The 19,982-nt window shown below is 67.4% G+C and carries 18 protein-coding genes; 12 read left to right on the forward strand and 6 right to left on the reverse strand.

The window, feature by feature from the left end:
• Nucleotides 1–325: 325 nt before the first annotated feature.
• Entirely contained in the window at nt 326–1,981 is a 1,656-nt protein-coding gene (locus AC3A5Z_RS13860; protein ID WP_487519932.1) for an alpha/beta hydrolase, read from the reverse strand.
• 182 nt (nt 1,982–2,163) lie between these two features.
• On the opposite strand from AC3A5Z_RS13860, the gene AC3A5Z_RS13865 reads away from it, so the two are divergent.
• Nucleotides 2,164–2,328, forward strand: a complete 165-nt coding sequence (locus AC3A5Z_RS13865) for a DUF2256 domain-containing protein (protein WP_487519933.1) — start codon at nt 2,164–2,166, stop codon at nt 2,326–2,328.
• Nucleotides 2,325–3,899 (forward strand): cryptochrome/photolyase family protein, encoded by a 1,575-nt coding sequence (locus AC3A5Z_RS13870; protein WP_487519934.1) that lies wholly within the window; start codon nt 2,325–2,327, stop codon nt 3,897–3,899. The genes AC3A5Z_RS13865 and AC3A5Z_RS13870 overlap by 4 nt, the downstream gene beginning before the upstream one ends.
• 52 nt (nt 3,900–3,951) lie before the next feature.
• Here AC3A5Z_RS13870 and AC3A5Z_RS13875 read toward each other — a convergent pair whose 3' ends face one another.
• On the reverse strand, nt 3,952–6,174 hold the full coding sequence (locus AC3A5Z_RS13875) for an NADP-dependent isocitrate dehydrogenase (protein WP_487519935.1): 2,223 nt from the start codon (nt 6,172–6,174) through the stop codon (nt 3,952–3,954).
• 121 nt (nt 6,175–6,295) lie between these two features.
• Complete coding sequence (locus tag AC3A5Z_RS13880) at nt 6,296–6,979, reverse strand: fumarylacetoacetate hydrolase family protein (RefSeq protein ID WP_487519936.1); 684 nt, start codon at nt 6,977–6,979, stop codon at nt 6,296–6,298.
• A gap of 181 nt (nt 6,980–7,160) precedes the next feature.
• Here AC3A5Z_RS13880 and AC3A5Z_RS13885 point away from each other — a divergent pair, with 181 nt between their 5' ends.
• From AC3A5Z_RS13885 to AC3A5Z_RS13910, 6 genes are all read left to right on the forward strand, one after another.
• A complete protein-coding gene (locus AC3A5Z_RS13885; RefSeq protein ID WP_487519937.1) occupies nt 7,161–7,844 on the forward strand; it encodes a FadR/GntR family transcriptional regulator in 684 nt (227 codons plus the stop codon).
• A gap of 92 nt (nt 7,845–7,936) precedes the next feature.
• Entirely contained in the window at nt 7,937–8,899 is a 963-nt protein-coding gene (locus tag AC3A5Z_RS13890) for an ABC transporter substrate-binding protein (protein WP_487519938.1), read from the forward strand.
• Between the two features lie 79 nt (nt 8,900–8,978).
• The gene (locus tag AC3A5Z_RS13895; protein ID WP_487519939.1) at nt 8,979–9,740 is read left to right on the forward strand and encodes an ABC transporter permease; all 762 of its coding nucleotides are present in this window, start codon (nt 8,979–8,981) and stop codon (nt 9,738–9,740) included.
• Entirely contained in the window at nt 9,727–10,545 is an 819-nt protein-coding gene (locus AC3A5Z_RS13900; protein WP_487519940.1) for an ABC transporter ATP-binding protein, read from the forward strand. The genes AC3A5Z_RS13895 and AC3A5Z_RS13900 overlap by 14 nt, the downstream gene beginning before the upstream one ends.
• 6 nt (nt 10,546–10,551) lie before the next feature.
• The gene (locus tag AC3A5Z_RS13905; protein ID WP_487519941.1) at nt 10,552–11,304 is read left to right on the forward strand and encodes an ABC transporter permease; all 753 of its coding nucleotides are present in this window, start codon (nt 10,552–10,554) and stop codon (nt 11,302–11,304) included.
• 45 nt (nt 11,305–11,349) lie between these two features.
• A complete protein-coding gene (locus tag AC3A5Z_RS13910) occupies nt 11,350–11,742 on the forward strand; it encodes a GFA family protein (RefSeq protein WP_487519942.1) in 393 nt (130 codons plus the stop codon).
• A gap of 2 nt (nt 11,743–11,744) precedes the next feature.
• Here AC3A5Z_RS13910 and AC3A5Z_RS13915 read toward each other — a convergent pair whose 3' ends face one another.
• From AC3A5Z_RS13915 to AC3A5Z_RS13925, 3 genes are all read right to left on the reverse strand, one after another.
• Nucleotides 11,745–12,410 (reverse strand): FadR/GntR family transcriptional regulator, encoded by a 666-nt coding sequence (locus AC3A5Z_RS13915; protein ID WP_487519943.1) that lies wholly within the window; start codon nt 12,408–12,410, stop codon nt 11,745–11,747.
• A gap of 7 nt (nt 12,411–12,417) precedes the next feature.
• Nucleotides 12,418–13,242: a sulfite exporter TauE/SafE family protein gene (locus tag AC3A5Z_RS13920; RefSeq protein ID WP_487519944.1), complete on the reverse strand. Its 825-nt coding sequence runs from the start codon at nt 13,240–13,242 to the stop codon at nt 12,418–12,420.
• Nucleotides 13,243–13,370: 128 nt separating this feature from the next.
• Nucleotides 13,371–14,486, reverse strand: coding sequence for a GGDEF domain-containing protein (locus tag AC3A5Z_RS13925; protein WP_487519945.1), 1,116 nt, complete (start codon nt 14,484–14,486; stop codon nt 13,371–13,373).
• Nucleotides 14,487–14,801: 315 nt separating this feature from the next.
• On the opposite strand from AC3A5Z_RS13925, the gene AC3A5Z_RS13930 reads away from it, so the two are divergent.
• The 4 genes from AC3A5Z_RS13930 to AC3A5Z_RS13945 all read left to right on the forward strand — a co-directional run bounded on the left by AC3A5Z_RS13930 (nt 14,802) and on the right by AC3A5Z_RS13945 (nt 19,950).
• Nucleotides 14,802–17,144 carry a hypothetical protein gene (locus AC3A5Z_RS13930; RefSeq protein WP_487519946.1) on the forward strand — a complete coding sequence of 781 codons (2,343 nt, stop codon included), beginning with the start codon at nt 14,802–14,804 and terminating at the stop codon, nt 17,142–17,144.
• Between the two features lie 66 nt (nt 17,145–17,210).
• Entirely contained in the window at nt 17,211–17,573 is a 363-nt protein-coding gene (locus AC3A5Z_RS13935) for a hypothetical protein (RefSeq protein ID WP_487519947.1), read from the forward strand.
• Between the two features lie 224 nt (nt 17,574–17,797).
• Nucleotides 17,798–18,322 carry a YcnI family copper-binding membrane protein gene (locus AC3A5Z_RS13940; RefSeq protein ID WP_487519949.1) on the forward strand — a complete coding sequence of 175 codons (525 nt, stop codon included), beginning with the start codon at nt 17,798–17,800 and terminating at the stop codon, nt 18,320–18,322.
• A 77-nt stretch (nt 18,323–18,399) separates the two neighbouring features.
• Nucleotides 18,400–19,950, forward strand: coding sequence for a copper resistance CopC/CopD family protein (locus tag AC3A5Z_RS13945; RefSeq protein WP_487519950.1), 1,551 nt, complete (start codon nt 18,400–18,402; stop codon nt 19,948–19,950).
• Nucleotides 19,951–19,982: the final 32 nt, after the last annotated feature.

A 19,982-nucleotide genomic window follows, 5' to 3' on the forward strand; every position in this document is an offset into this window, starting at 1 on the left:
GCGTTCTACCGCCACTTCAAGGGGTGTTGCCTGCAATTGCCATAGACGAAAAGCGGGGGCACTATGAACTTTTTCAACCCCCGATAACGCTTAGCATCGGACCCTCGCAGTCCCTCTGCCCCCACCCACGGCTACCGCACCGGCGCTGCCGCGATGGGGCCCGGGATGCGGTGCCTGCAAGGCGGGAAGCACGCCTTGCGACAGTCCCCGTTTGGCGGCTTTTACCCTTCTGCGCAAGCTTGCGCTGAAGCGGAACACGGCATGCGTGTTTTCCGCGCCACGTCACAAAACCTGCATACGCCCGGAAGCCGCCGCAGCTGACGGGTCACTCCCCTCCCCCCAGCGCGCGCTTCAGCCGGGCGATTTGCGCCTCGTCCCAGCCTTCCGGCTCCGTCACCGCGCGCCAGGCATCGATGTAGTGCGGTGCCGCGTAGATATGGCCGTAGCCCATCGGCGTCGTCGTGGCCGTCGCCATGTCCAGCGTCAGCTGGAACAGCGTCACCACCGGATACCAGCGGAACTGGGGCGCCACGTCGGGGGCGCGGGGGTCGCGCATCCAGGCGGGCGGGCGGTACCAGGCGGCGGGGTCGAAGAAGACGACCGGGTCGCTGGCATATTGCAGATAGACGATGCGCATCGCCCCCCAGGGCGCGCGGGCCTCGTCCAGATGGTTCTCCTGCGCGGTGAAGCGGATCAGCGAGCCGTCGCGGAAGCGCGGCAGCCGTTGCGGCGAGCCGGGCTCGCGCATCGCCGTCACCTGCCCCCAGGTCCGGCTCGGGAAGGGCGGGCCGGCCCAGAGCGCGCCGTCATGCGGATCGCCGATCACCTTGAAGAGATCGGCCGAGAGGTCGGAGTTCAGCGCACCGAGGCTCAGCCCGTGCAGATAGAGCCGGGGCCGGGCGTCGCGCGGCAGCGCCGTCCAATGGCCGTAGACCGCGTCGAACAGCGCCTCGGCGGTCTCGCGCCCGTAATCCGGCTCGAAGAGCAGCGCCAGCACGCTGGTGAGATAGGAGTATTGCACCACAACGCTCGCCACATCGCCGTGGTGCAGGTATTCCAGCGGGATCTGGCTTTCGGGATCGACCCAGCCGGTGCCGGTCGGCGTGGTGATGACCAGCACCGAGCGCTCGAAGGCGCCGACGCGCAGCAGCTCGCGCAGCGCCAGATCGGCGCGCTCGGCGGGGGTCTCGGCGGCGTTCAGCCCGACATAGACCCGGATCGGCTCCAGCGCGGGCGCGCCGGTGAAGGCCTCGATCTCGGCGCGGGTCGGGCCGCGGGCGACCATCTCGCGCCCTGCCCGCCCGAGGCTCGCCCAGCTAACCAGCGAGGCGGGGCTGCCGGTCTTCATCGGGTCCTCGGGCTGCAGGATCCCGTCCTCGATCATCAGGTCGAGCTGCTTGTAGACTCCGTCCGACATCCGCAGCCCGACGTTCAGCAGCACCCCGTTGGCGACGCCCCAGAACAGCGCCAGCGCCAGGGTGAAGCCGACGATGCGCGAGATCCGCGGCGGGACATGACGCGCGAGGCGCCGGGAGAGGGTGCGGAACAGCCAGCCGAAGAGCCGCGCGATCAGCACGAGGATGAGGAACAGCAGGATCGCCAGCGACGCCACCTCGAGCGGGCGCGATGTCTCCACCGGCTCCAGCTCCATCAGGCTGCGGATCGCGTTCTGCCAGTCCGAGGCACGCCAGAGAAACCAGAAGGCGATGCCGAGGCAGATCCCCGCCGCCACCAGCACCGGCACCGGGCCGGGCCGCCAGCGCGGCAGCTGCAGGTAGCGCCAGATCTGCCCGAGCGCCACGCCGATGCCATAGCCCGCCGCGAGGCAAACGCCCGAGACGGCGCCCTGCACCACCGGGCTTCGCGGGATGAGGCTGGGCGAGAGCGAGGCGGCGAAGAACAGCGTCGCCAGAAGCAGCCCCGCCAGCGAGAAGGAGCGGGCGAAGCCTTGAACCGCCGGCGGCAGGGCGTGAAGGACCATGGATGCATCCCCGATATCTGTGCCGCGCCATAGGATCAGGCACCGGGGCCTGCGGCAAGACCGCGCCGCGGCAAAGGCCGGCCCGCGGCCTTCCGCGCCGAGACGGCTTGTGCGCCCCGCCCCCGCAGGCGATGCTCAGGCCTCCGGGGCCAGCCCGTCCCGGCCAAGACGGAGAGCCGACCGTGGCTAAGATGCGCAAGAAGGCCGATCTGCCCAGCAAGATCTGCGCCACCTGTGGCCGCCCCTTCGCCTGGCGCAAGAAATGGGAGCGCGACTGGCCCGAGGTGCGCCACTGCTCCGACCGATGCCGCGCCGCCCGGCCTGCGCGCGAGGCGCGGCCCGCATGACCGGCAGGCTCCGTTTCGTTCTGGGCGACCAGCTGACGCGCGATCTGAGCGCGCTGGCCGATCTCGACAAGGCGCAGGACGTGGTGCTGATGGTCGAGGTGGCCGAGGAAACCGGCTATGTGCGCCATCACAAGCAGAAGATCGTGCTGCTCCTCTCGGCCATGCGGCATTTTGCCGAAGAGCTCGCAGCCGAAGGGGTGCGGGTCGATTACGTCCGGCTGGACGATCCCGAGAACAGCCACAGCTTCACCGGCGAGCTGGCCCGCGCCGCCCAACGCCATGCCCCCGAGGCGGTGGTCGTCACCGAGCCCGGCGAATGGCGCGTCTGGGAGCGGATGCGCGACTGGAGCGCCGAGCTCGGCCTGCCGGTCGAGATCCGCGAGGACGATCGCTTCTTCTGCTCGCGGGCCGAGTTCGTGCATCTGACCGAGGTGAAGAAGACCGGGCGGATGGAGAATTTCTACCGCGAGATGCGCCGCCGCACCGGGCTTCTGATGCAGGACGGCAAGCCCGAGGCCGGGCAGTGGAACTTCGATCACGACAACCGCAAGCCCCTGCCCCGCGGCCTCGCCCCGCCGCAGCGCCTGCGCTTTGAGCCCGACCCCACCACGCGCGAGGTGATGGCGCTGGTCGGCAGCCGCTTTGCCGATCATTTCGGCGATCTCGAATTCTTCGGCTGGGCGGTGACGCGGAAGGACGCGCTGGCGGCCCTGGAGGACTTCGTTGCATCCAGCCTGCCCCGCTTCGGGGATTTCCAGGATGCGATGAAGGCGGGCGAGGATTTCCTCTTCCACGGGTTGATCTCGCCCTATCTCAACTGCGGGCTCCTGACCGCGGCAGAGGTCTGCTACCGCGCCGAGGCCGCCTTCCGCGCCGGAGAGGCGCCGCTGAACGCGGTCGAGGGCTTCATCCGCCAGATCCTCGGCTGGCGCGAGTTCGTGCGCGGCATCTACTGGTCCGAGATGCCGGCCTATGCGGCGAGCAACCACCTCGGGGCCAGGCGCGATCTGCCGTGGTTCTACTGGTCGGGCGAGACGCCGATGCGCTGTCTGGCGGACTGCATCGGCACCTCGCGGCGGCATGGCTATGCGCATCACATCCAGCGGCTGATGGTGACGGGCAATTTCGCGCTGCTCGCGGGCATCGAGCCGCGCCAGATCGAGGAGTGGTATCTGGTCGTCTATGTCGATGCCTATGACTGGGTGGAGCTGCCCAACGTGCATGGCATGGTGATGCATGCCGATGGCGGGCGGATGGGCTCGAAACCCTATGCCGCCTCGGGCGCCTATATCGACCGGATGTCGGACTATTGCGCGGGCTGCGCTTTCGATCCGAAGCAGAAACTCGGCCCCAAGGCCTGCCCCTTCAACTATCTCTACTGGAATTTCCTGATCGAGAACGAGGACCGGCTGCGCAGCAACCCGCGCATGGGTTTGCCCTATCGCAGCCTCGGGCAGATGACGCCCGAGCATCGCGCGTCCATTGTCGCGGCAGCGCAATCCTTTCTTGGCGAGCAGGAGATGGGGCAGAAGCTGGCGCCCCCGCCCCGGCAATTATCGCTCGACATGTGACGAGGCCGGGCGCAGGGCCCGGCCTCGTTTCAACTCCGTCCGAAGCGCGGGATCAGCCGATGATCTGCGCGAAGGTGGCCGAGGGCCGCATCACCGCTTCGGCCTTGGCCGGATCGGTGTGGTAGTAGCCGCCCAGATCGGCAGGCTTGCCCTGCACCGCGGCAAGCTCCTCCACGATCTTTGCCTCGTTCTCGGCCAGCGCCTTGGCGATGGGCGCGAAATGCGCGGCAAGCTCGGCATCCTCGCCCTGCGCCGCCAGCGCCTCGGCCCAGTAGAGCGCGAAGTAGAAGTGGCTGTCGCGGTTGTCGGTCTTGCCGACCTTCGGGCCGGGCGACTTGTCGTTGTCGAGCACGCCCTGCGTCGCCGCATCCACCGCCTTGCCCAGAACCTCGGCCTTGCGGTTGCCCGACACTTCGGAGAGGAACTTCAGACTTTCGCCCAAGGCACAGAATTCGCCCAGGGAATCCCAGCGCAGGTGGTTCTCTTCCATGATCTGCTGCACGTGCTTGGGGGCCGAGCCGCCGGCCCCGGTCTCGAACATGCCGCCGCCATTCATCAGCTTGACGATGGACAGCATCTTGGCCGAGGTGCCGAGCTCGAGGATCGGGAAGAGGTCGGTCAGATAGTCACGCAGCACGTTGCCGGTGATGGCGATGGAGTTCTCGCCCTTGCGGATCGTCTCCAGCGCCAGCCACGTCGCCTCGCGCGGGGCGAGGATCTGGAAGCGGTCGGCCACGCCTTCGGCGTCGAGGATCGGCGTGACGTAGCGGATGAGCTCGGCGTCATGCGGGCGCGTCTCGTCGAGCCAGAACACCGCCTGACAACCCTCGGCCTTCTGCCGCGAGATGGCAAGCTTCACCCAGTCCTCGATCGGCGCGCGCCGGGTCGAGGCCGCGCGCCAGATGTCCCCGGCCTCGACCTCGTGCTGGTGCAGCACGTCGCCGTTTGCCGCGACCAGGCGCACCGTGCCCGCCAAGGCGATCTCGAAGGTGGTCGGGTGCGAGCCGTATTCCTCGGCCTTCTGCGCCATCAGGCCGATGTTCTGCACCGTGCCCGCGGTCGACGGATCGAGCGCGCCGGTCGCCTTGAAGTAGCTCACCGTCTCGTCATAGATCGCGGCATAGCTGCTGTCGGGGATGACGCAATTGGTGTCGGCGGCCTTGCCGTCTGGCCCCCAGCCCTTGCCGCCCGCGCGGATCAGCGCCGGCATCGAGGCGTCGACGATCACGTCAGAGGGCACATGCAGGTTGGTCAGCCCCTTGTCGGAGTTCACCATGTACATCGGCGGGCGCTCGGCCATCACCGCCTCGATGTCCGCTTGGATCGCCGCGCGCTCCGGCATCTCGGCGACCCGCTCCATCAGCGTGCCGAGACCGGAGTTCGGGTTGACGCCCGCGGCCATCAGCGCCTCGCCGTGCTTGTCGAAGACCGGCTTGAGGAACTGGCGCACGGCATGGCCGAAGATGATCGGATCGGAGACCTTCATCATCGTGGCCTTGAGGTGGATCGAGAACAGCACACCGTTGCGCTTCGAGCCCTCGATCTGCTCGGCCAGGAACGCGCTCAGTGCCTTGGCCGACATGAAGGTCGCATCGACAACGGTGCCGGCGGGGTAGCTCACGCCCTCCTTCAGCACGGTCACCTTGCCGTCCTGCGCCACATGCTCGATCCGCGCAGGACCGGCCTGCGCGTCGGTGATCGTCACCGAGGTCTCGTTGCTGCGGAAATCGCCGCTCCCCATGGTCGAGACATAGGTCTTGCTGTCCGACGCCCAGGCGCCCATCGAATGCGGGTTGGCCTTGGCGAAGTTCTTCACGGCCACCGCGGCGCGACGGTCGGAGTTGCCCTCGCGCAGCACCGGGTTCACCGCCGACCCCTTGATCGCGTCGTAGCGGGCGCGGGCGGTCTTTTCCTCGGGGGTGGCGGGCGCTTCGGGGTAGTCGGGCAGATCGTAGCCCTGCGACTGCAGTTCCTTGATCGCGGCCACCAGCTGCGGCGTCGAGGCCGAGATGTTGGGCAGCTTGATGACATTGGCGTTTGGCGTCTTCACCAGCTCGCCCAGCTCGGCCAGATCGTCGGGCTGGCGCTGCGCCTCGGTCAGGCGCTCGGGAAAGGCGGCGATGATGCGCCCGGCAAGCGAGATGTCCTTGGTGCCGACCGTGACACCGGCCGCCGCCGCGAAGGCGCGGATGACGGGCAGAAGCGACGCAGAGGCGATCTGCGGCGCTTCATCGACCTTGGTGTAGATGATGTCGGGGACGGGACGTTCAGTCATTTTCTTCAGCCTGTCTTGTTTATTCACATGAATCGCTTCGACGTATCACCGAGGTCTACACGACAACGCCGCCGACACCACCCGACATATCCGGAAGATCGGGGCCCGAAGGCCCCGACGCTCAGACGACCTTGACGGTCAGCGTGCCCAGACCTTCGATCGAGGCATCCATCGTATCCCCCTTCACAACCGGCCCGACGCCGGACGGCGTGCCCGACATGATAACGTCGCCCGCCTGCAATTCAAAGTAGTCCGAGAGATAGGAGATCATTTCCGGCACCTTCCAGATCATCTGGTTCAGGTCGCCCTCCTGCTTGAGTGCGCCGTTCACCTTCAGCTCCACGCGCCCGTTGGTCAGATCGCCCAGATCGCTCACCGGCGTCAGCGCGCCCACGGGGGCCGAGCGCTCGAAGGCCTTGCCGATCTCCCACGGACGGCCCTGCTTCTTGGCCTCGCCCTGCAGGTCGCGCCGCGTCATGTCGAGAGAGACGGCGTAGCCCCAGACATGGTCGAGCGCCGACTCCACCGGGATGTTGGTCCCGCCCGATTTCAGCGCCACCACCAATTCGACCTCGTGATGCACGTCGGAGGACTGCGGCGGATAGGGAAACTCACCCGAGGCATCGAGGTTGTTGGGGTTTTTCTGGAAGAAGAACGGCGCTTCGCGGTCGGGGTCATGGCCCATCTCGACGGCATGGGCGGCATAGTTGCGCCCGATGCAGTAGACGCGGCGCACGGGAAACGCGCCTCCGCCGACGACGGGGATGGTCGGGACAGGCGGGGCGGGGATCACGAAATCGGCCATTTTTCACCTCTTGGCAATGACGGTGCCTCGGACGGTAGCGCAGCATCCCGGCAAAATCAATCTCGATCAATCTCAGTATGCACTGGTATATCGCGGCCTATCCGCCATTGATTGATTATTTCATTGCGATTTGGGGCGAATCGTGCAATGGATTGGTCAACCAATTAGCGGGTGACGGACCATGTCTGACCAGACAGCCGACAACTTCGATCCCGTGTCGCGGCTGCGCAGCTACATCGCCGAGGGGGGCTTCACCCGGGGCGTGCGTCTGCCGCCCGAACGCCATCTGACAGACGAACTTGGCATGACCCGCGCCACGCTGCGCAAGGCCCTGGACGCGCTGGAGCGGGACGGGGTGATCTGGCGGCATGTTGGCAAGGGCACCTTCGTCGCCGATGACGAAACCCGGCGGCCAACCGGCGCACTGGTGGAGCTGGGCCGGCAGCTGACGCCGTTCCGGATGATGCGCGCCCGCGCCACCATCGAGCCCGCCATCGCCCGGGAAGCGGCCGTGAATGCCTCGGGCGAGGCCATTGCCCGGATGCAGCGCGCTGTCGACCGCGCCAGGTCCGCGACCACCTGGAAGGAATACGAGGCGCAGGACGACGTGTTTCACCGCGCCGTGGCCGAAGCCAGCGACAACCTTCTGCTGCTCTCGCTCTTCGACCAGTTGAACGAGGTGCGCCGCGCCGTGGCCTGGGGCAGCGTGGAGCGTCAGAGCCCCCGGCCCTCGCCCGACCATTCGAGCTTCGCCGAGCACCTTGCCATCACCGCCGCCATCGCCGACCGCGATCCGGCGGCGGCGTACGAGGCCATGCGCCAGCATCTGCGCTCCGTGGCGCAGCGGCTCTTCGGCGAGAACTGAAAGGAGACAGGCAGGACGACCCGGACCATCAGGAGGCGTATGGAACGGCACATAACATCAGGGACGTGCATGAATTCTCAGGGAGGAGAACCATGAATACCTTTGTCAGGAGACTTGCCGGACTGGCGGTTGCCGCCAGCTTGATGGCCACGGCTGCCAGCGCCGAGACCATCCGCATCGCCCTTGCCGAACCGCCCTCCGACGAGCTCGCCGCCTTCTTCGTGGCGCTCGACCGGGCCAGGGCCGATGGCCTCGACTACGAATGGACCGCCTTCGCCGAGGAGGAGCTCGCCATCCAGGCCGTGCTCAGCGGCGACATGGATATCGCCTTCGGCACCCCCTACGCCGCCATGCAGCGCTCGAAGGCACCGGTCAGGATCATCTTCCAGCTGTCGAAACTGGTGTTCTTCCCGGTCACCACGACCGAGTTCACCAAGCTCGAGGACCTGAACGGCCAGCCGATCATGCTGCATTCCCGCGGCGGCGGCACCGACTCCATCGCCAATGTCATCGAAGAGAGGGCCGGCATCACGCTCGGCGAGCGCTCCTACGTGCCGGGCTCGGACAAGCGGGTGGTGGCGATGCTGGCGGGCCAGGCCAAAGCCACGATCCTCGATCTCTCCAACAAGAACAAACTGGTGGCCGAGGCGCCCGACCGCTTCCACGCGCTGCCGATGTTCGAGGTGAAAGCCAGCGACGAGGCGCTCTTTGCCAATCTCGACTGGATCCAGGAGAATGAGGAGGCGGTGAACACGCTGGTCAAGGCGCTGCACAGCACCTGGACCGACATGGCGAAAGACCCGACCATGGTCAGCCGCGAGACCGATCCGGACGGCCCGATCGGCCAGCTGCCCCCGACCGTGCTGGCCGAGCTCGACGGCTTCTACAAGAACGCGGTCGAAGGCGGGCTCTACGACCCGAACGGCGGCGGGCGCGAGGCGGCGAAGGCCGATCTCGAATGGTATGTCGGCGCGGGCCAGCTGGAAGGCGATCCGGCGACGCTGAACCCCGAGGACTTCTGGTATTTCGCGCCGCTCGATGCCGCGATGAAGTGATCCAACCATGTCCACGGGCTGTCGGCCGGATCCCCGGCCGACAGCGGGTTTCTGACACAGACGACCTCGGGACAGACACATGAAACACCGCTCCCTGCTGCTCAAGCTCCTGTCCGCCGCCATCGTCTTCGGCGCCTGGGAAATCGCGGGCCGCATTCCGGTCAGCTACGCCTTTCCAACTTTCCTCGAATCCATGGCGGCCCTGGCCCGCATGACCTCCGACGGCTCGATCTTCGTGGCCTATGGCGAGACGCTGCGCCCGCTCATGGTGGGCATCGTCATCTCGGCCATCGTCGGCATCAGCGTCGGGCTCTGGATCGGGCTGAGCAGCCGCTTCGAGTGGATCTTCTCGCCGATCTTCATCGTGATGCAGGCCGCGCCACTGGCGGCGCTGATCCCGCTGCTGGTGATGGTCTATGGCATCGGCCTGACCGCCAAGGTCTTCGTGGTCTGCATCATGGCCATGCCGGTGATCGTGCTGAACACTGCGAGCGCCGTCCGCAACACCCCCGGCTCGATCAAGGAGATGGCGCGGTCGTTCATGGCCAAGGACCATGACGTGCTGCTGAAGATCATCCTGCCCGCCGCCTCGCCGATCATCTTCTCCGGCCTGCGGCTCGGAGTGTCGGCCGGTTTCATCGGCGCGATCCTGTCGGAGCTGAAGATCACCCCGACCGGCGTCGGCGACATCATCACCTACAGCCGCTCCATTGCCGACTATCCAAGCATGTATGCGGCAATCTTCTCCATCATCCTCCTCGCGGTGCTGTTTCTGAACCTGCTGGAGACCTTGGAAAACTATCTCTTCGAAGGGAATAACCGTGGCTATGTCTCAGATTAAGCCGGACACGCGGCCCACCGTGCTCCCCCCCGCCCTCGCCTCCACGGCCCCCGGCAGCGCCGTTTCCGTCAAGAACGTCTCCAAGACCTATGGCGATGTGCAGGCGCTGAAGGATCTGTCGCTGGAGTTTCCGCGCGGCGAGCTGACCTCGCTGCTCGGCCCTTCGGGCTGCGGCAAGACCACGCTTCTCAAGATCATTGCCGGGCTGATGCAGCCCACCTCCGGCCAGATCGAGGTCGAAGGCAAGACCGTCACCGGGCCCGGCCCCGACCGCGCCTTCGTGTTCCAGGATTTCGCCCTGCTGCCCTGGGCCAGCGTGATCCGCAACGTGGCCTTCGGGCTGGAGCTGCGCGGCGTGGCCAAATCGGAACGCGAAGCGATCGCCGAGAAATATATCCGCGACGTCGGCCTCGCCGGGTTCGAGAAGAAGTTTCCGCATCAGCTCTCGGGGGGCATGCGCCAGCGCGTCGGCCTCGCCCGCGCCCTGTCGGTCGATGCTCAGGTGCTGCTGCTCGACGAGCCCTTCTCGGCGGTGGACGAGCAGACCCGGCGCAAGTTCCAGGAGGATCTCCTGTCGCTGGTGCAGAACGAGAAGAAGACCTTCATCTTCGTCACCCATTCCATCGAGGAGGCGGTCTACGTCTCCGACCAGATCGCCATCCTGCTGCCCCGCCCCAGCCGCGTGTCCGAGATCATCCGCCCCACCAGCTTCCGCGGCAAGGGCGTCGACAACATTCGCCGCGACCCGGAATACCTCGATATCGTCGATGAAATCTGGGCATCGCTGCGCAGCTATGTGGAGTGACCGGAGATGACCTTTCTCGGCTACCGCCTGCCCGCCATGTCCTCGCTGCTGCTCTGGGCCGCCCTGTGGGAGATCGTCGGCCAGCTTGACCTGACCTTCTTCATCCCGCCGATCTCCGAGGTTCTGGTCACGCTCGTCGCCCTCGTTCAGACCCCGGCCTTCCTCAACGCGCTCGGCGTCACCGCCTATGCCTTCTGGGCGGGCGTCTTCTTCTCGGTGGTGATCGGCATCCCGGTCGGCATCCTGATGGGCAAGAGCCGCCTGCTGGACGAGATGCTGCTGCCCTGGGTCAACATCTTCCTCTCCGCCCCGCTCACCGCGCTGGTCCCGGTGCTGATGGTGCTCTTCGGCTTCGGCACCCGCACGGTCATCATCACCACCACGCTCTTCGCGATCTGGATCATCATCCTCAACGCCCGCGCCGGGGTGAAGCAGATCAACCGCTCGCTGGTCGAGATGGCCCGCAGCTTCGGCGCCTCGCCGATGGATGCCTTCGTGAAAGTCTACTTCTGGGCCGCCCTGCCCGAGATCCTCGGTGGCGTGCGGATCGGGGTGATCCGCGCGGTGAAGGGCGTCATCATCGGCCAGCTGCTGATCTCGATTGTCGGCTTCGGCGCGCTGTTCGAGACCTATTCCAGCAACTTCCTGATGGCCGAGTTCTGGGCCGTGCTGATCGTGCTCTTCGGTCTCGCCTTCTCGCTGTCGGAGTTCCTCGCCTTCCTCGAACGCAAGGTCGCCTATTACGCAGCCTCGCGCTAGGCTGGCCCAACGACGCCCGCCGCCTTGCCGGAACAGGGGACGATCATGGACAGCATCACCGGCGGCTGCCGCTGCGGGGCGCTCAGGATCGAGGCGCGGGGCCAGCCCTACCGGGTCGGCCTCTGCCACTGTCTAGACTGCCGCAAGCATCATGGCGCGCTGTTCCACGCCTCGGCGATCTTCCCGCAGGAGGCGGTGGTGGTGACCGGGGAGGCGCGCGATTACGGGGGCCGCTTCTTCTGCCCCACCTGCGGTTCGCCGGTCTTCGGACGCTCCGGCGACGAGGTGGAGGTGAACCTCGGCAGCCTCGACGCGCCGGACCGGTTCCGGCCGAGTTACGAGCTCTGGACTCTGCGCCGCGAAAGCTGGCTGCCGCCCTTCCCGCTGCGCCACCACTACGAGCGGGACCGCGAGGGCACCGGGCGCTCCGAGGACTGACCCTAATCGCCCACCACGTCGAGCACGAGGCCCAGATGCGCCGCCATCCGCGCCTGCGCCAGATCGGGGTCGCGCACGGCGATGGCCTCGGCGATGCCGACGTGCTGGGCGACCAGACGGTCGCGCAGGGCGGGCGCGAAGGTCCGCTCGCGCATCCCTGACCAGTTCTGCGCCGTCCGCACCGAGGCGACCAGCTGGAACAGGTCGAGGAACAGGCTGTTGCGCACGCATTCCGCGATCCTGCCGTGGAACTGGCTGTCGAGCTTTTCGTATTGCGTGCCCGAGGTTGCCTCTCCCCCGCGTTCAGCCAGCCGCTGCAGCTGGTCGATGTCGGTCGGGGTGGCACGCAGGGCTGCGATGCGGGCCAGTTGCGGCTCGATGGCGCGGCGCACCTCCATGATCTCGACCGGGCTGGTGCGGCTGGTAATCAGGCCGAGATCGGCCTGCGCCGTCACCTGCGAGGCGAGAAAGGTACCCTGCCCCTGCCGCCGCAGGATCAGCCCCTCGGTTTCCAGCAGCGCCAGCGCCTGCCGCAACTCGCGCCGCCCGATGCCCAGAGCTTCGGCCAGCGCACGCTCGGGCAGCAGTCGACCTTCAGAGACCACGCCCGCATCCTCCACCAGCAGGCGCGCGCGCAGCCGTTCCGCCGTTCCGTCCCCCGCGCGCATCGCCACCTCAGCTCAACAGGTCGTAGAACATCCTGGCCGAGGTCAGGAACAGAAACAACGAAAAGCAGCGCTGCAGCAGCCTGCGGTCGATGGAGTGCGCCAGCCGTGCCCCGACCGGCGCCATCGCCATGGTCATCGGCACCAGAAGAACCGCGCCCAACACGTTGACATAGCCCAGCGAATAGGGCGGCAGGTCGTCACTGCCCAGCCCGGCCAGCGCATAGCCGATGGTCCCGGGAATGGCGATGATGAAGCCGATCGCCGCCGCCGTGCCGACGGCCTTGCGGATGTCGTAGCCCACGGCGTTGAGGATCGGCACGCTCAGCGTGCCGCCGCCGATCCCCATCAGCGCCGACACCAGCCCGACGAACACCCCAGCCACCGCCTTCACCACCCGGTTCGGAAATCCCTCGGCCCACTTGCCACCGCCGAACAGCATGTTCGCCGCCACCAGGAGCGCAACCCCCGCGAAGACCGCCGTCAGCACCTCGCCATCGACCCTCCCGCCGATCGCCGTGCCGGCGATGACGCCGAGAAAGATCGGCAGCCCCCAGCTTTTCAGCAAAGCCACATCCACCGCACCCCGGCGGTGATGGCTGCGGATCGACACGGCCGAGGTGGCGATGATCGTGGTGAGAGAGGTGGCAACGGCAATCTTCATGGTGATGTCGTCATCGACGCCCATCGCCGAGAGCAGGTGATAGAGCACCGGCACGATGATGATCCCGCCACCGACCCCGAGCAACCCGGCCAGAAGCCCGCCCACGAGCCCGGCGACGACCAGCGCGCCGACCCAGACGAGCAGCGTTCCGATCTCGATCTCCAACCCCACGGCGCGCTCCTGACCAATGCTGAACCAAAAACTTTCATGGTTCACTAGTGGTGCAGGCCTTACGAGTCAACTGTTGCAGGTCAATTGGCAAGCGCTCCACCCAAACAATGGCGAACCAATCAAACCAATCAGATCGCACGCCGCAGATCGCCCCGATCCTGCTTCGGCAAGGCGAGAGTGAAGACCAGACAGTCGCGCCCGCTCTCCTTGGCGGCATAGAGCGCGGCATCGGCGGCCTCGTAGGCCTCGGCAAAGCTCATGTCCCTGCGCTGCCAATGATGCGCCCCGACGCTCGAGGTGACCGAAATGGCAACCTCGCTGCTCAGCGTCAGCGTCATGCGCAGTTGCTCGACGATCCGTGCGCCGACCGCCCGCGCCTCCTCCTGCGAGGCATTGCCGAGGAAGATCGCGAATTCCTCGCCGCCGAGCCGCAGGATCTGGCCGCCGTCGCGGACGGTGCTGCGCAGACTCTGCGCCACCGCCCGCAGCACCCGGTCGCCCACCGCGTGGCCGAAGCGGTCGTTGATGCCCTTGAAACGGTCGATGTCGATGAGGAACAGCACGCTCCCCCGGCTGCCCCGCCGCGTAGTCGCCTTGAAGACCTGATCGAGGTTGCGCCGGTTCAGGAGCCCGGTCAGCGGATCGGTCTCGGCATCCTGCTGCGCCGCCCGCTCGCGCCGCGCCCGCCGCCGGTCGCGCAGGATGACGCCGCCCAGCGTCAGCGCCCCCGCGATGTTGTAGGCCACGAGCAGCGCGGGGATCCACGGCCTCGTGTGGACGTCCTCGTAGCTCGGCAGGAAGAAGATCCCGAAGAGCGAGGTGGAGATCATCACCCCGAGCAGCAGCAGCCCCTTCGCACCGCGCAAGGCAAGGCGCTCGGCGAGGAGGCTCCACAGAAGGCCCATGAGCACGGTCACGAACATCAGGCAGATCTCGACCAGCGCATGCTCCGACGCCCCCAGCGCGACCCGCATCGTCGTCGCCAGCACGAAGGCGATGGACGCCGCCATCGGCCCGGCGAAGGCCCCCGCAAATCCGAGGAACAGCCGCCGGGAGTCGACGATCACCTCTTCCGAGACGACCATCGGCTGAAGCATCGACAGCGAGGCCCCCGCGCCGAAGAGCATCCCGAGCACGACATGGCGAAGCGCCTGCCCATCCAGCGCGCGCTGCACGGTGCCGTAGAGAAGCGCGATGGAGGTGATCAGCGTCGTGCTGTTGAGGAGGTGAAGAAAGATATCCATATCCGGCCCGATGCGGCGGATGCCCTGCGTGCTTGGCGCGGCGTCTAGTGGCTCGGGGCAACCCGCGCAATGAAAACTTCGCCTCGACGCACCTTAAAGACAGGTCTGCGCGGAACCGACCGCATAAATCGGCGTTGTTTTTCCCCTCTTGAGCAATCGGGGCTTTCCCGCCCTGCGATGTGCGCCATGTTGCCGATCCGCCTGACAGGGTGGCGCAACTTGGCCGCGCCCGAACGCGGATCATTGTCCGTCTGCGGATTCCGTGGTCTAGCCTTGCCGTCATTCGTCCGCCGGCGGCGGGGCAGAGGTATAGCGATGAACGGCCCAGAACTGATCTTCCACATCGGTCACCACAAGACCGGATCGACCGCGATCCAGCACGCGCTTGCCACGGGAAGCCTGCGCGTCGAGGGACGGCGCATTCTCTATACCGCGGCTCTGAACCACAACGGGCTGCGCCGTCATGTCGAACATTTCGCAACGACGGGCGAGTTCCTGCCCGGCTCCGCCGCCGTGCCCAACCTCGAGACCGAGGCCAAGCGGCTGGCGGAAGGCGGCTTCGACACGGCGATCTTCTCGGCGGAGGAGTTCGAGGGCGCCGACCCCAAGGCGCTGAAGGCGGCGATGGAGCGTTTCTTCCTGCCGCATGTCACCGATCACCGGATCGTCTGCTACCTGCGCCCCCATGCCGGCCGCATCCTGTCGAACTTCGCCGAAGACGTGAAGCTCGGCCATTTCCAGGGGACACTAGAAGCCTATCACCAGACGATGGCCAAGTCGGGCCGGCTCGACTATGTGAAGCGGCTCGCTCCCTGGCAGACTGTCTTCGGCAGCCGCTTCCTGCTGCGCGCCATGGTCCGCGACAGGTTACACGGCCAGTCGGTGCTGGAGGATTTCGCCCGCACCGTCTTCGGCCCCGAGGCACGGCTGCAGATCGAGGACGACTCGACCAACGAGACGCTCTGCCTCGAGGATCTGGCTTTCGTGCGTCAGGTGCAGTCGCATCTGCAGCACCGGGCGAAACCGCTGCGTCACGCGATGGGCTGGACGCTCGCGCTGGCCGCCGCAAAGGCGCGGCGTGGGACGCAGACCCGACTGCAGCTTGACCGTGCCTTGGCCGAACGCATCCGCCGCCACTATCTCGCGGATGCGCAGACGCTGGACCGCACGGTGCTCGCCGCCGATCCGGTGATGGTGCGCGAGTTGGAGAAAGCCGTGGACACTGCCTGCGCCAAGCCGCAGTCGCTGGCCGCCTCCGACCATTTCTCGCCCGACGAGCTGCGCCACATCGAGATGCTGGCGGGGGTGATCGACCTGATGCTGGAGAATGACAAGGGCCATTGGCCGGGCTTCCTGCGCGGCAGGCGCATCGCCGCGCTGCATGGCGCCGAGCCTGCGCCCAAGCCCGCTGCGAAGGAGCCGCGCGCCAAGGCCGACCTCGAGGGGCTGTCGTGGGAAGTGTTGAACCGCGGCCTGATCGACAGGCTGATCGCGCTGCGCACCGACAATCCCGACCACCTGCACCGGATCTCGAAGCGGCTGAACAATATCTTCATCCACAAGCCCGAAATCCCGATCCGCCTCAGCGCCGGCGACATGGTGGAAATGCTGGAAGCGGCCGAGATGTCTCCGGGCATGCGGGACGTGCTTTGCGACTTCCTCGTGCAGCTGGCCTTCCACCACAATGCCAAGCGCCTTGCGGGCGACCAGAAGCAGGTCTCGCTGGAGGATCTGGCGCGGCGGCAGGACGGGCTGGGGCGGGTGATCCGCTATGTCCGAGCCCATGACGCGCGTCACGGCGGGCCGCAGCTCGGACAGCTGCAGGGCGGCATTCTCTACATGCAGGGCGCACTGGTCGCGGCCTATGCCCAGTTCGACAACGCCCGCCGCGCGCTTCTTGAAAAGGGGGTGAAGCGGCACCACAACGGCGGGCTCCTGTCGCTAAGGCCGCTTGCGACCTATTCCGACTGGGCGCGCTCCGGCGCGGGCCCCGTCCTGCCGCCAATGCGCTTTGCCAGCGACCGCGGCTTTGCCGATGCCCTGCCAATCGTGGTGGTGGGGCTGGATGGCACCTATTACGCGCGCTATGCCCAGCGTCTGGCCGATACCGCGCAGGGCCGGGCCAACCTGCACTTCCACGTCATCAACCCCGACCCCACGGCGATCCTCGACGCGCCGCATCTGCGCCACTCTTTCGAAGACGTGCCCCGCGCGCCAACTGCCTATTTCGCCACCGTGCGTTTCCTGCGGCTGCCGGAGCTTCTGGCGCATTACAAGCAGGTGCTGGTCACTTCGGACGCCGATGCGCTGTTCTGCGAAGCGGTGACGCCGCTGGTCGACAGCTTGAAGGGGCAGGACATGCTGCTCAACATGGCGACGAATCCTGACTCGCCGCGCGGCTATCTCACCGCCGTGCCGTGGCGCAGGGTGACGGCGCAGACGCTGGTGGCCGCGCCCACGGCAGGGACGGCGGAGTTTCTGGCGATCTACGGCAGGCTCTACGCCGGGCTGACCGAAGGCGGGACCGCGCCGGAGTGGTGGGTCGATCAGGCGCTTCTCTCGGCAACGGCGGATCTCGTGCTGCATGAACGGCGCAAGGTGCGTCTGGAGAAGCGCTGGCTTCTGGGGATGAACGGCATGGTGCAGCGCAAGGCCTGACGGAGTTTCGACGCCGATTGCCCGAGGGGGCTTCCGCCATTCCCGCCGAGTTGCTATCGGTGCGGAATGATGCATCCGCGCCGCTCCTTTCTGATCGGGATCGTGCTCACGCTGGTTCTCGGCGTGGCGCTGGTGGCATCGACCTTTGCGCATCGCATGCCCGCGCCGCAGGATAGGGCGCTGGCGGCCTATGTGCTGGCCGGGGGCGATCTGGACGATCTCTGCGATGCGGGCAGCGGCAAATCCCTGACCCAGACCGATTGTGATGCCTGCCGTCTGGTGGGCGCCGCCGTGCTGCCCCCGCCCGAGCCGGGCTTCGTCGCGGTGGAGCGAGCTTTCGCAGCCACCGTGCTCATCCCGTCGCGCATCGTCGCCGCACGCGCGCCCCGCGACCCTGCTCTGGGCAGTAGAGCGCCCCCTCTCGCCTGACCGCACGTCCTCACCGACCGTGACCCCGGGGCCGATGCCCCGTTCAGGCAGACCCATGACATCCACAGCATCACCGGCCCGTCCGTGCCTCGCGTGCGGCGGCTGCCGTCCCTGATCCGCCTGTCGATCCGCGCGGCGCATGGCGCGCCGCCGCTCTCGCTGCGGCAGGGGACGGGCATCCGCTCCGCAACGACATTCTCATGCCCTCAACGGAGACCTCTTCGATGTTCAAGACGCTCGCGCTGACCGCGCTCTTCGCCACCGCAGGCACGCTCGCCTCCGCCCATGCCACGCTGGAACAGCAGGAGGCGCCCACGAAATCCACCTACAAGGGCGTCATGCGCATCGGCCATGGCTGCGGCGGCGAAGCGACTCTGAAGGTCCGCATCCAGATCCCCGACGGCGTGATCGCGGTGAAGCCGATGCCGAAGCCCGGCTGGACACTGGAGATCGTTACCGGCCCCTATGACAAGACCTACGACTATTACGGCACGCCGATGACCGAGGGCGTGCGCGAACTGGTCTGGAGCGGTGAATTGCCGGATGCCTATTATGATGAATTCACCTTTCGCGCTACGCTGACCGAAGGGCTTCCCGTCGGCTCGACCGTCTACTTCCCGACCGTGCAGGAATGCGCGACCGGCGCGGAACGCTGGATCGAGATCCCGGCCGAGGGGCAGGACCCGGACGCGCTGGAAGGCCCGGCCCCGGGGGTGAAGATCACCGAGGCCGCCGCAGAGGCGCATTGACGACAAGGCGGGGGCCGGACCGCATCCGGCCTCCGTCCTTCCTCCGCAGAGCCGTCCTTTTGCAGCAAAGAGCCGCCATGACCCGCTTTCTCTCCCGCCTCCTCGCCACGCTCGCGCTGCTGGTCGCCTTCGCCGGATCGGCCGAGGCCCATGCGCAGTTGCAGAAGACCGACCCCCTGCGCGAATCCATCGTGGGCACCCTGCCCGAAACGGTGGCGCTGAGCTTCAGCGAGCCGGTCGCGCCGCTGGCCCTGCGCTGGCTGCTGCCCGACGGCAGCGAGGCCGAGACGACGGCAGAGGTGCGCGGCAACGATCTGGTGGTGGCCTCGGTCGAAGGGGGCGAGGGCAGCTACCTTCTGACATGGCGCGTCGCCTCGGCCGACGGGCATCCGGTCACGGGCGTGCTGGTCTTCGCTGTCGGCGCGCCGACGCGGGGGGCCGATACTGTGGCACCCGATGCCACCCCCGCGAGGCTCGCGGCGGCGGGCCGTTTTTTGGTGACGCTGCTTCTGGTCTTCGCGACGGGGGCGGTTGTCTTCGACCGGCTGATCGCGCCGCTGGGCCAGGGGTTGAGGCGCGCGACCGCCATTGTCAGCGGCCTGACACTGCCCGCCGCGCTTCTGGCGCTCGGCCTGCACGGGCTCGATATGCTGGGCGCCTCACCCGCCGCGCTCTTCGGCCTCGCGTCTTGGCAGGCGGCCACCGGCGCGCCGGTGGCGCAAAGCCTCGGTCTCGCCGCCGCCGCCGCGCTGGCCGCGCTGCTCTCGCTCCGCCTGCGCAGCACGGCCTTCGCGCTGGTCGCCTGGGCACTCGCAGCCGTCTCCTTCGCCGCCTCGGGACACGCCGCCGAGGCCACGCCGCGCTGGCTGGCGGGATCTGCACTCACGCTGCACGGGCTGGCGCTGATCTTCTGGCTCGGCGCGCTGGTGCCGCTCGTGGCGGGGCTGCGTACGCCGGGGGCCGGAGGGCTGCTGCGCCGCTTTTCCGCCATCGCCCTGCCGATGGTGATCGTGGTGCTCGGCAGCGGGGCCGCGCTGACGCTGGTGCAGGCGGGCTCGCTCAAGGCGCTGATCGGCAGCGCCTGGGGGATGATCCTCGCAGTGAAATTGAGCCTCGTCGCCCTTCTCTTGCTGCTGGCGCTGGCGAACCGGCTCTGGCTCACGCCGCGGCTGGCACGGCAGCCCGCGGCCTCTGCCCCGCTGCGCCGCAGCCTGATGGCCGAGATCGTCCTGTCAGTGGCGATCCTCGCCCTCGCCTCCAGCTTCCGCCTGACCTCGCCGCCCCGTCTCATCACCGCCCCGCCTCCGGTCTATCTGCACATGCATGGCAGCGAGGCGATGGCGGACGTGGAGATCAGCCCGGGTCAGGCTGGGCAGAACAGCGTCTCGCTCAGCTTCGCCGATGGCGATTTCGCGGCGTTGACCCCGCTGGAAGTGCGGCTGCGCTTCACCGACGCGGCCCGCGGGCTTGGACCGCTGGAGAGCCGGGCAGAAAAGCAGCCCGACGGCACATGGCGGGCCGGGCCGATCACCCTGCCCGGCGTCGGGCCGTGGGAGCTGCGGCTCGACATCCTGATCACCGTGTTCGAAAAGGCGACGCTGACGCAGGAGGTGCTGCTTGCCCCCTGACCCGAGGGGTGCGGGGAGGCCGCAAACGGCCT

The sequence above is a fragment of the Cereibacter sp. Soil_C_27 genome (assembly GCF_057657095.1).

What these genes read in the sequence shown, in the direction of transcription:
- AC3A5Z_RS13860 (WP_487519932.1), bottom strand. Translation starts at nt 1,981, where the DNA reads ATGGTCCTTCACGCCCTGCCGCCGGCGGTTCAAGGCTTCGCCCGCTCC.
- AC3A5Z_RS13870 (WP_487519934.1), top strand. Translation starts at nt 2,325, where the DNA reads ATGACCGGCAGGCTCCGTTTCGTTCTGGGCGACCAGCTGACGCGCGAT.
- AC3A5Z_RS13875 (WP_487519935.1), bottom strand. Translation starts at nt 6,174, where the DNA reads ATGACTGAACGTCCCGTCCCCGACATCATCTACACCAAGGTCGATGAA.
- AC3A5Z_RS13880 (WP_487519936.1), bottom strand. Translation starts at nt 6,979, where the DNA reads ATGGCCGATTTCGTGATCCCCGCCCCGCCTGTCCCGACCATCCCCGTC.
- AC3A5Z_RS13885 (WP_487519937.1), top strand. Translation starts at nt 7,161, where the DNA reads ATGTCTGACCAGACAGCCGACAACTTCGATCCCGTGTCGCGGCTGCGC.
- AC3A5Z_RS13890 (WP_487519938.1), top strand. Translation starts at nt 7,937, where the DNA reads ATGAATACCTTTGTCAGGAGACTTGCCGGACTGGCGGTTGCCGCCAGC.
- AC3A5Z_RS13895 (WP_487519939.1), top strand. Translation starts at nt 8,979, where the DNA reads ATGAAACACCGCTCCCTGCTGCTCAAGCTCCTGTCCGCCGCCATCGTC.
- AC3A5Z_RS13900 (WP_487519940.1), top strand. Translation starts at nt 9,727, where the DNA reads ATGTCTCAGATTAAGCCGGACACGCGGCCCACCGTGCTCCCCCCCGCC.
- AC3A5Z_RS13905 (WP_487519941.1), top strand. Translation starts at nt 10,552, where the DNA reads ATGACCTTTCTCGGCTACCGCCTGCCCGCCATGTCCTCGCTGCTGCTC.
- AC3A5Z_RS13910 (WP_487519942.1), top strand. Translation starts at nt 11,350, where the DNA reads ATGGACAGCATCACCGGCGGCTGCCGCTGCGGGGCGCTCAGGATCGAG.
- AC3A5Z_RS13915 (WP_487519943.1), bottom strand. Translation starts at nt 12,410, where the DNA reads ATGCGCGCGGGGGACGGAACGGCGGAACGGCTGCGCGCGCGCCTGCTG.
- AC3A5Z_RS13925 (WP_487519945.1), bottom strand. Translation starts at nt 14,486, where the DNA reads ATGGATATCTTTCTTCACCTCCTCAACAGCACGACGCTGATCACCTCC.
- AC3A5Z_RS13930 (WP_487519946.1), top strand. Translation starts at nt 14,802, where the DNA reads ATGAACGGCCCAGAACTGATCTTCCACATCGGTCACCACAAGACCGGA.
- AC3A5Z_RS13935 (WP_487519947.1), top strand. Translation starts at nt 17,211, where the DNA reads ATGATGCATCCGCGCCGCTCCTTTCTGATCGGGATCGTGCTCACGCTG.
- AC3A5Z_RS13940 (WP_487519949.1), top strand. Translation starts at nt 17,798, where the DNA reads ATGTTCAAGACGCTCGCGCTGACCGCGCTCTTCGCCACCGCAGGCACG.
- AC3A5Z_RS13945 (WP_487519950.1), top strand. Translation starts at nt 18,400, where the DNA reads ATGACCCGCTTTCTCTCCCGCCTCCTCGCCACGCTCGCGCTGCTGGTC.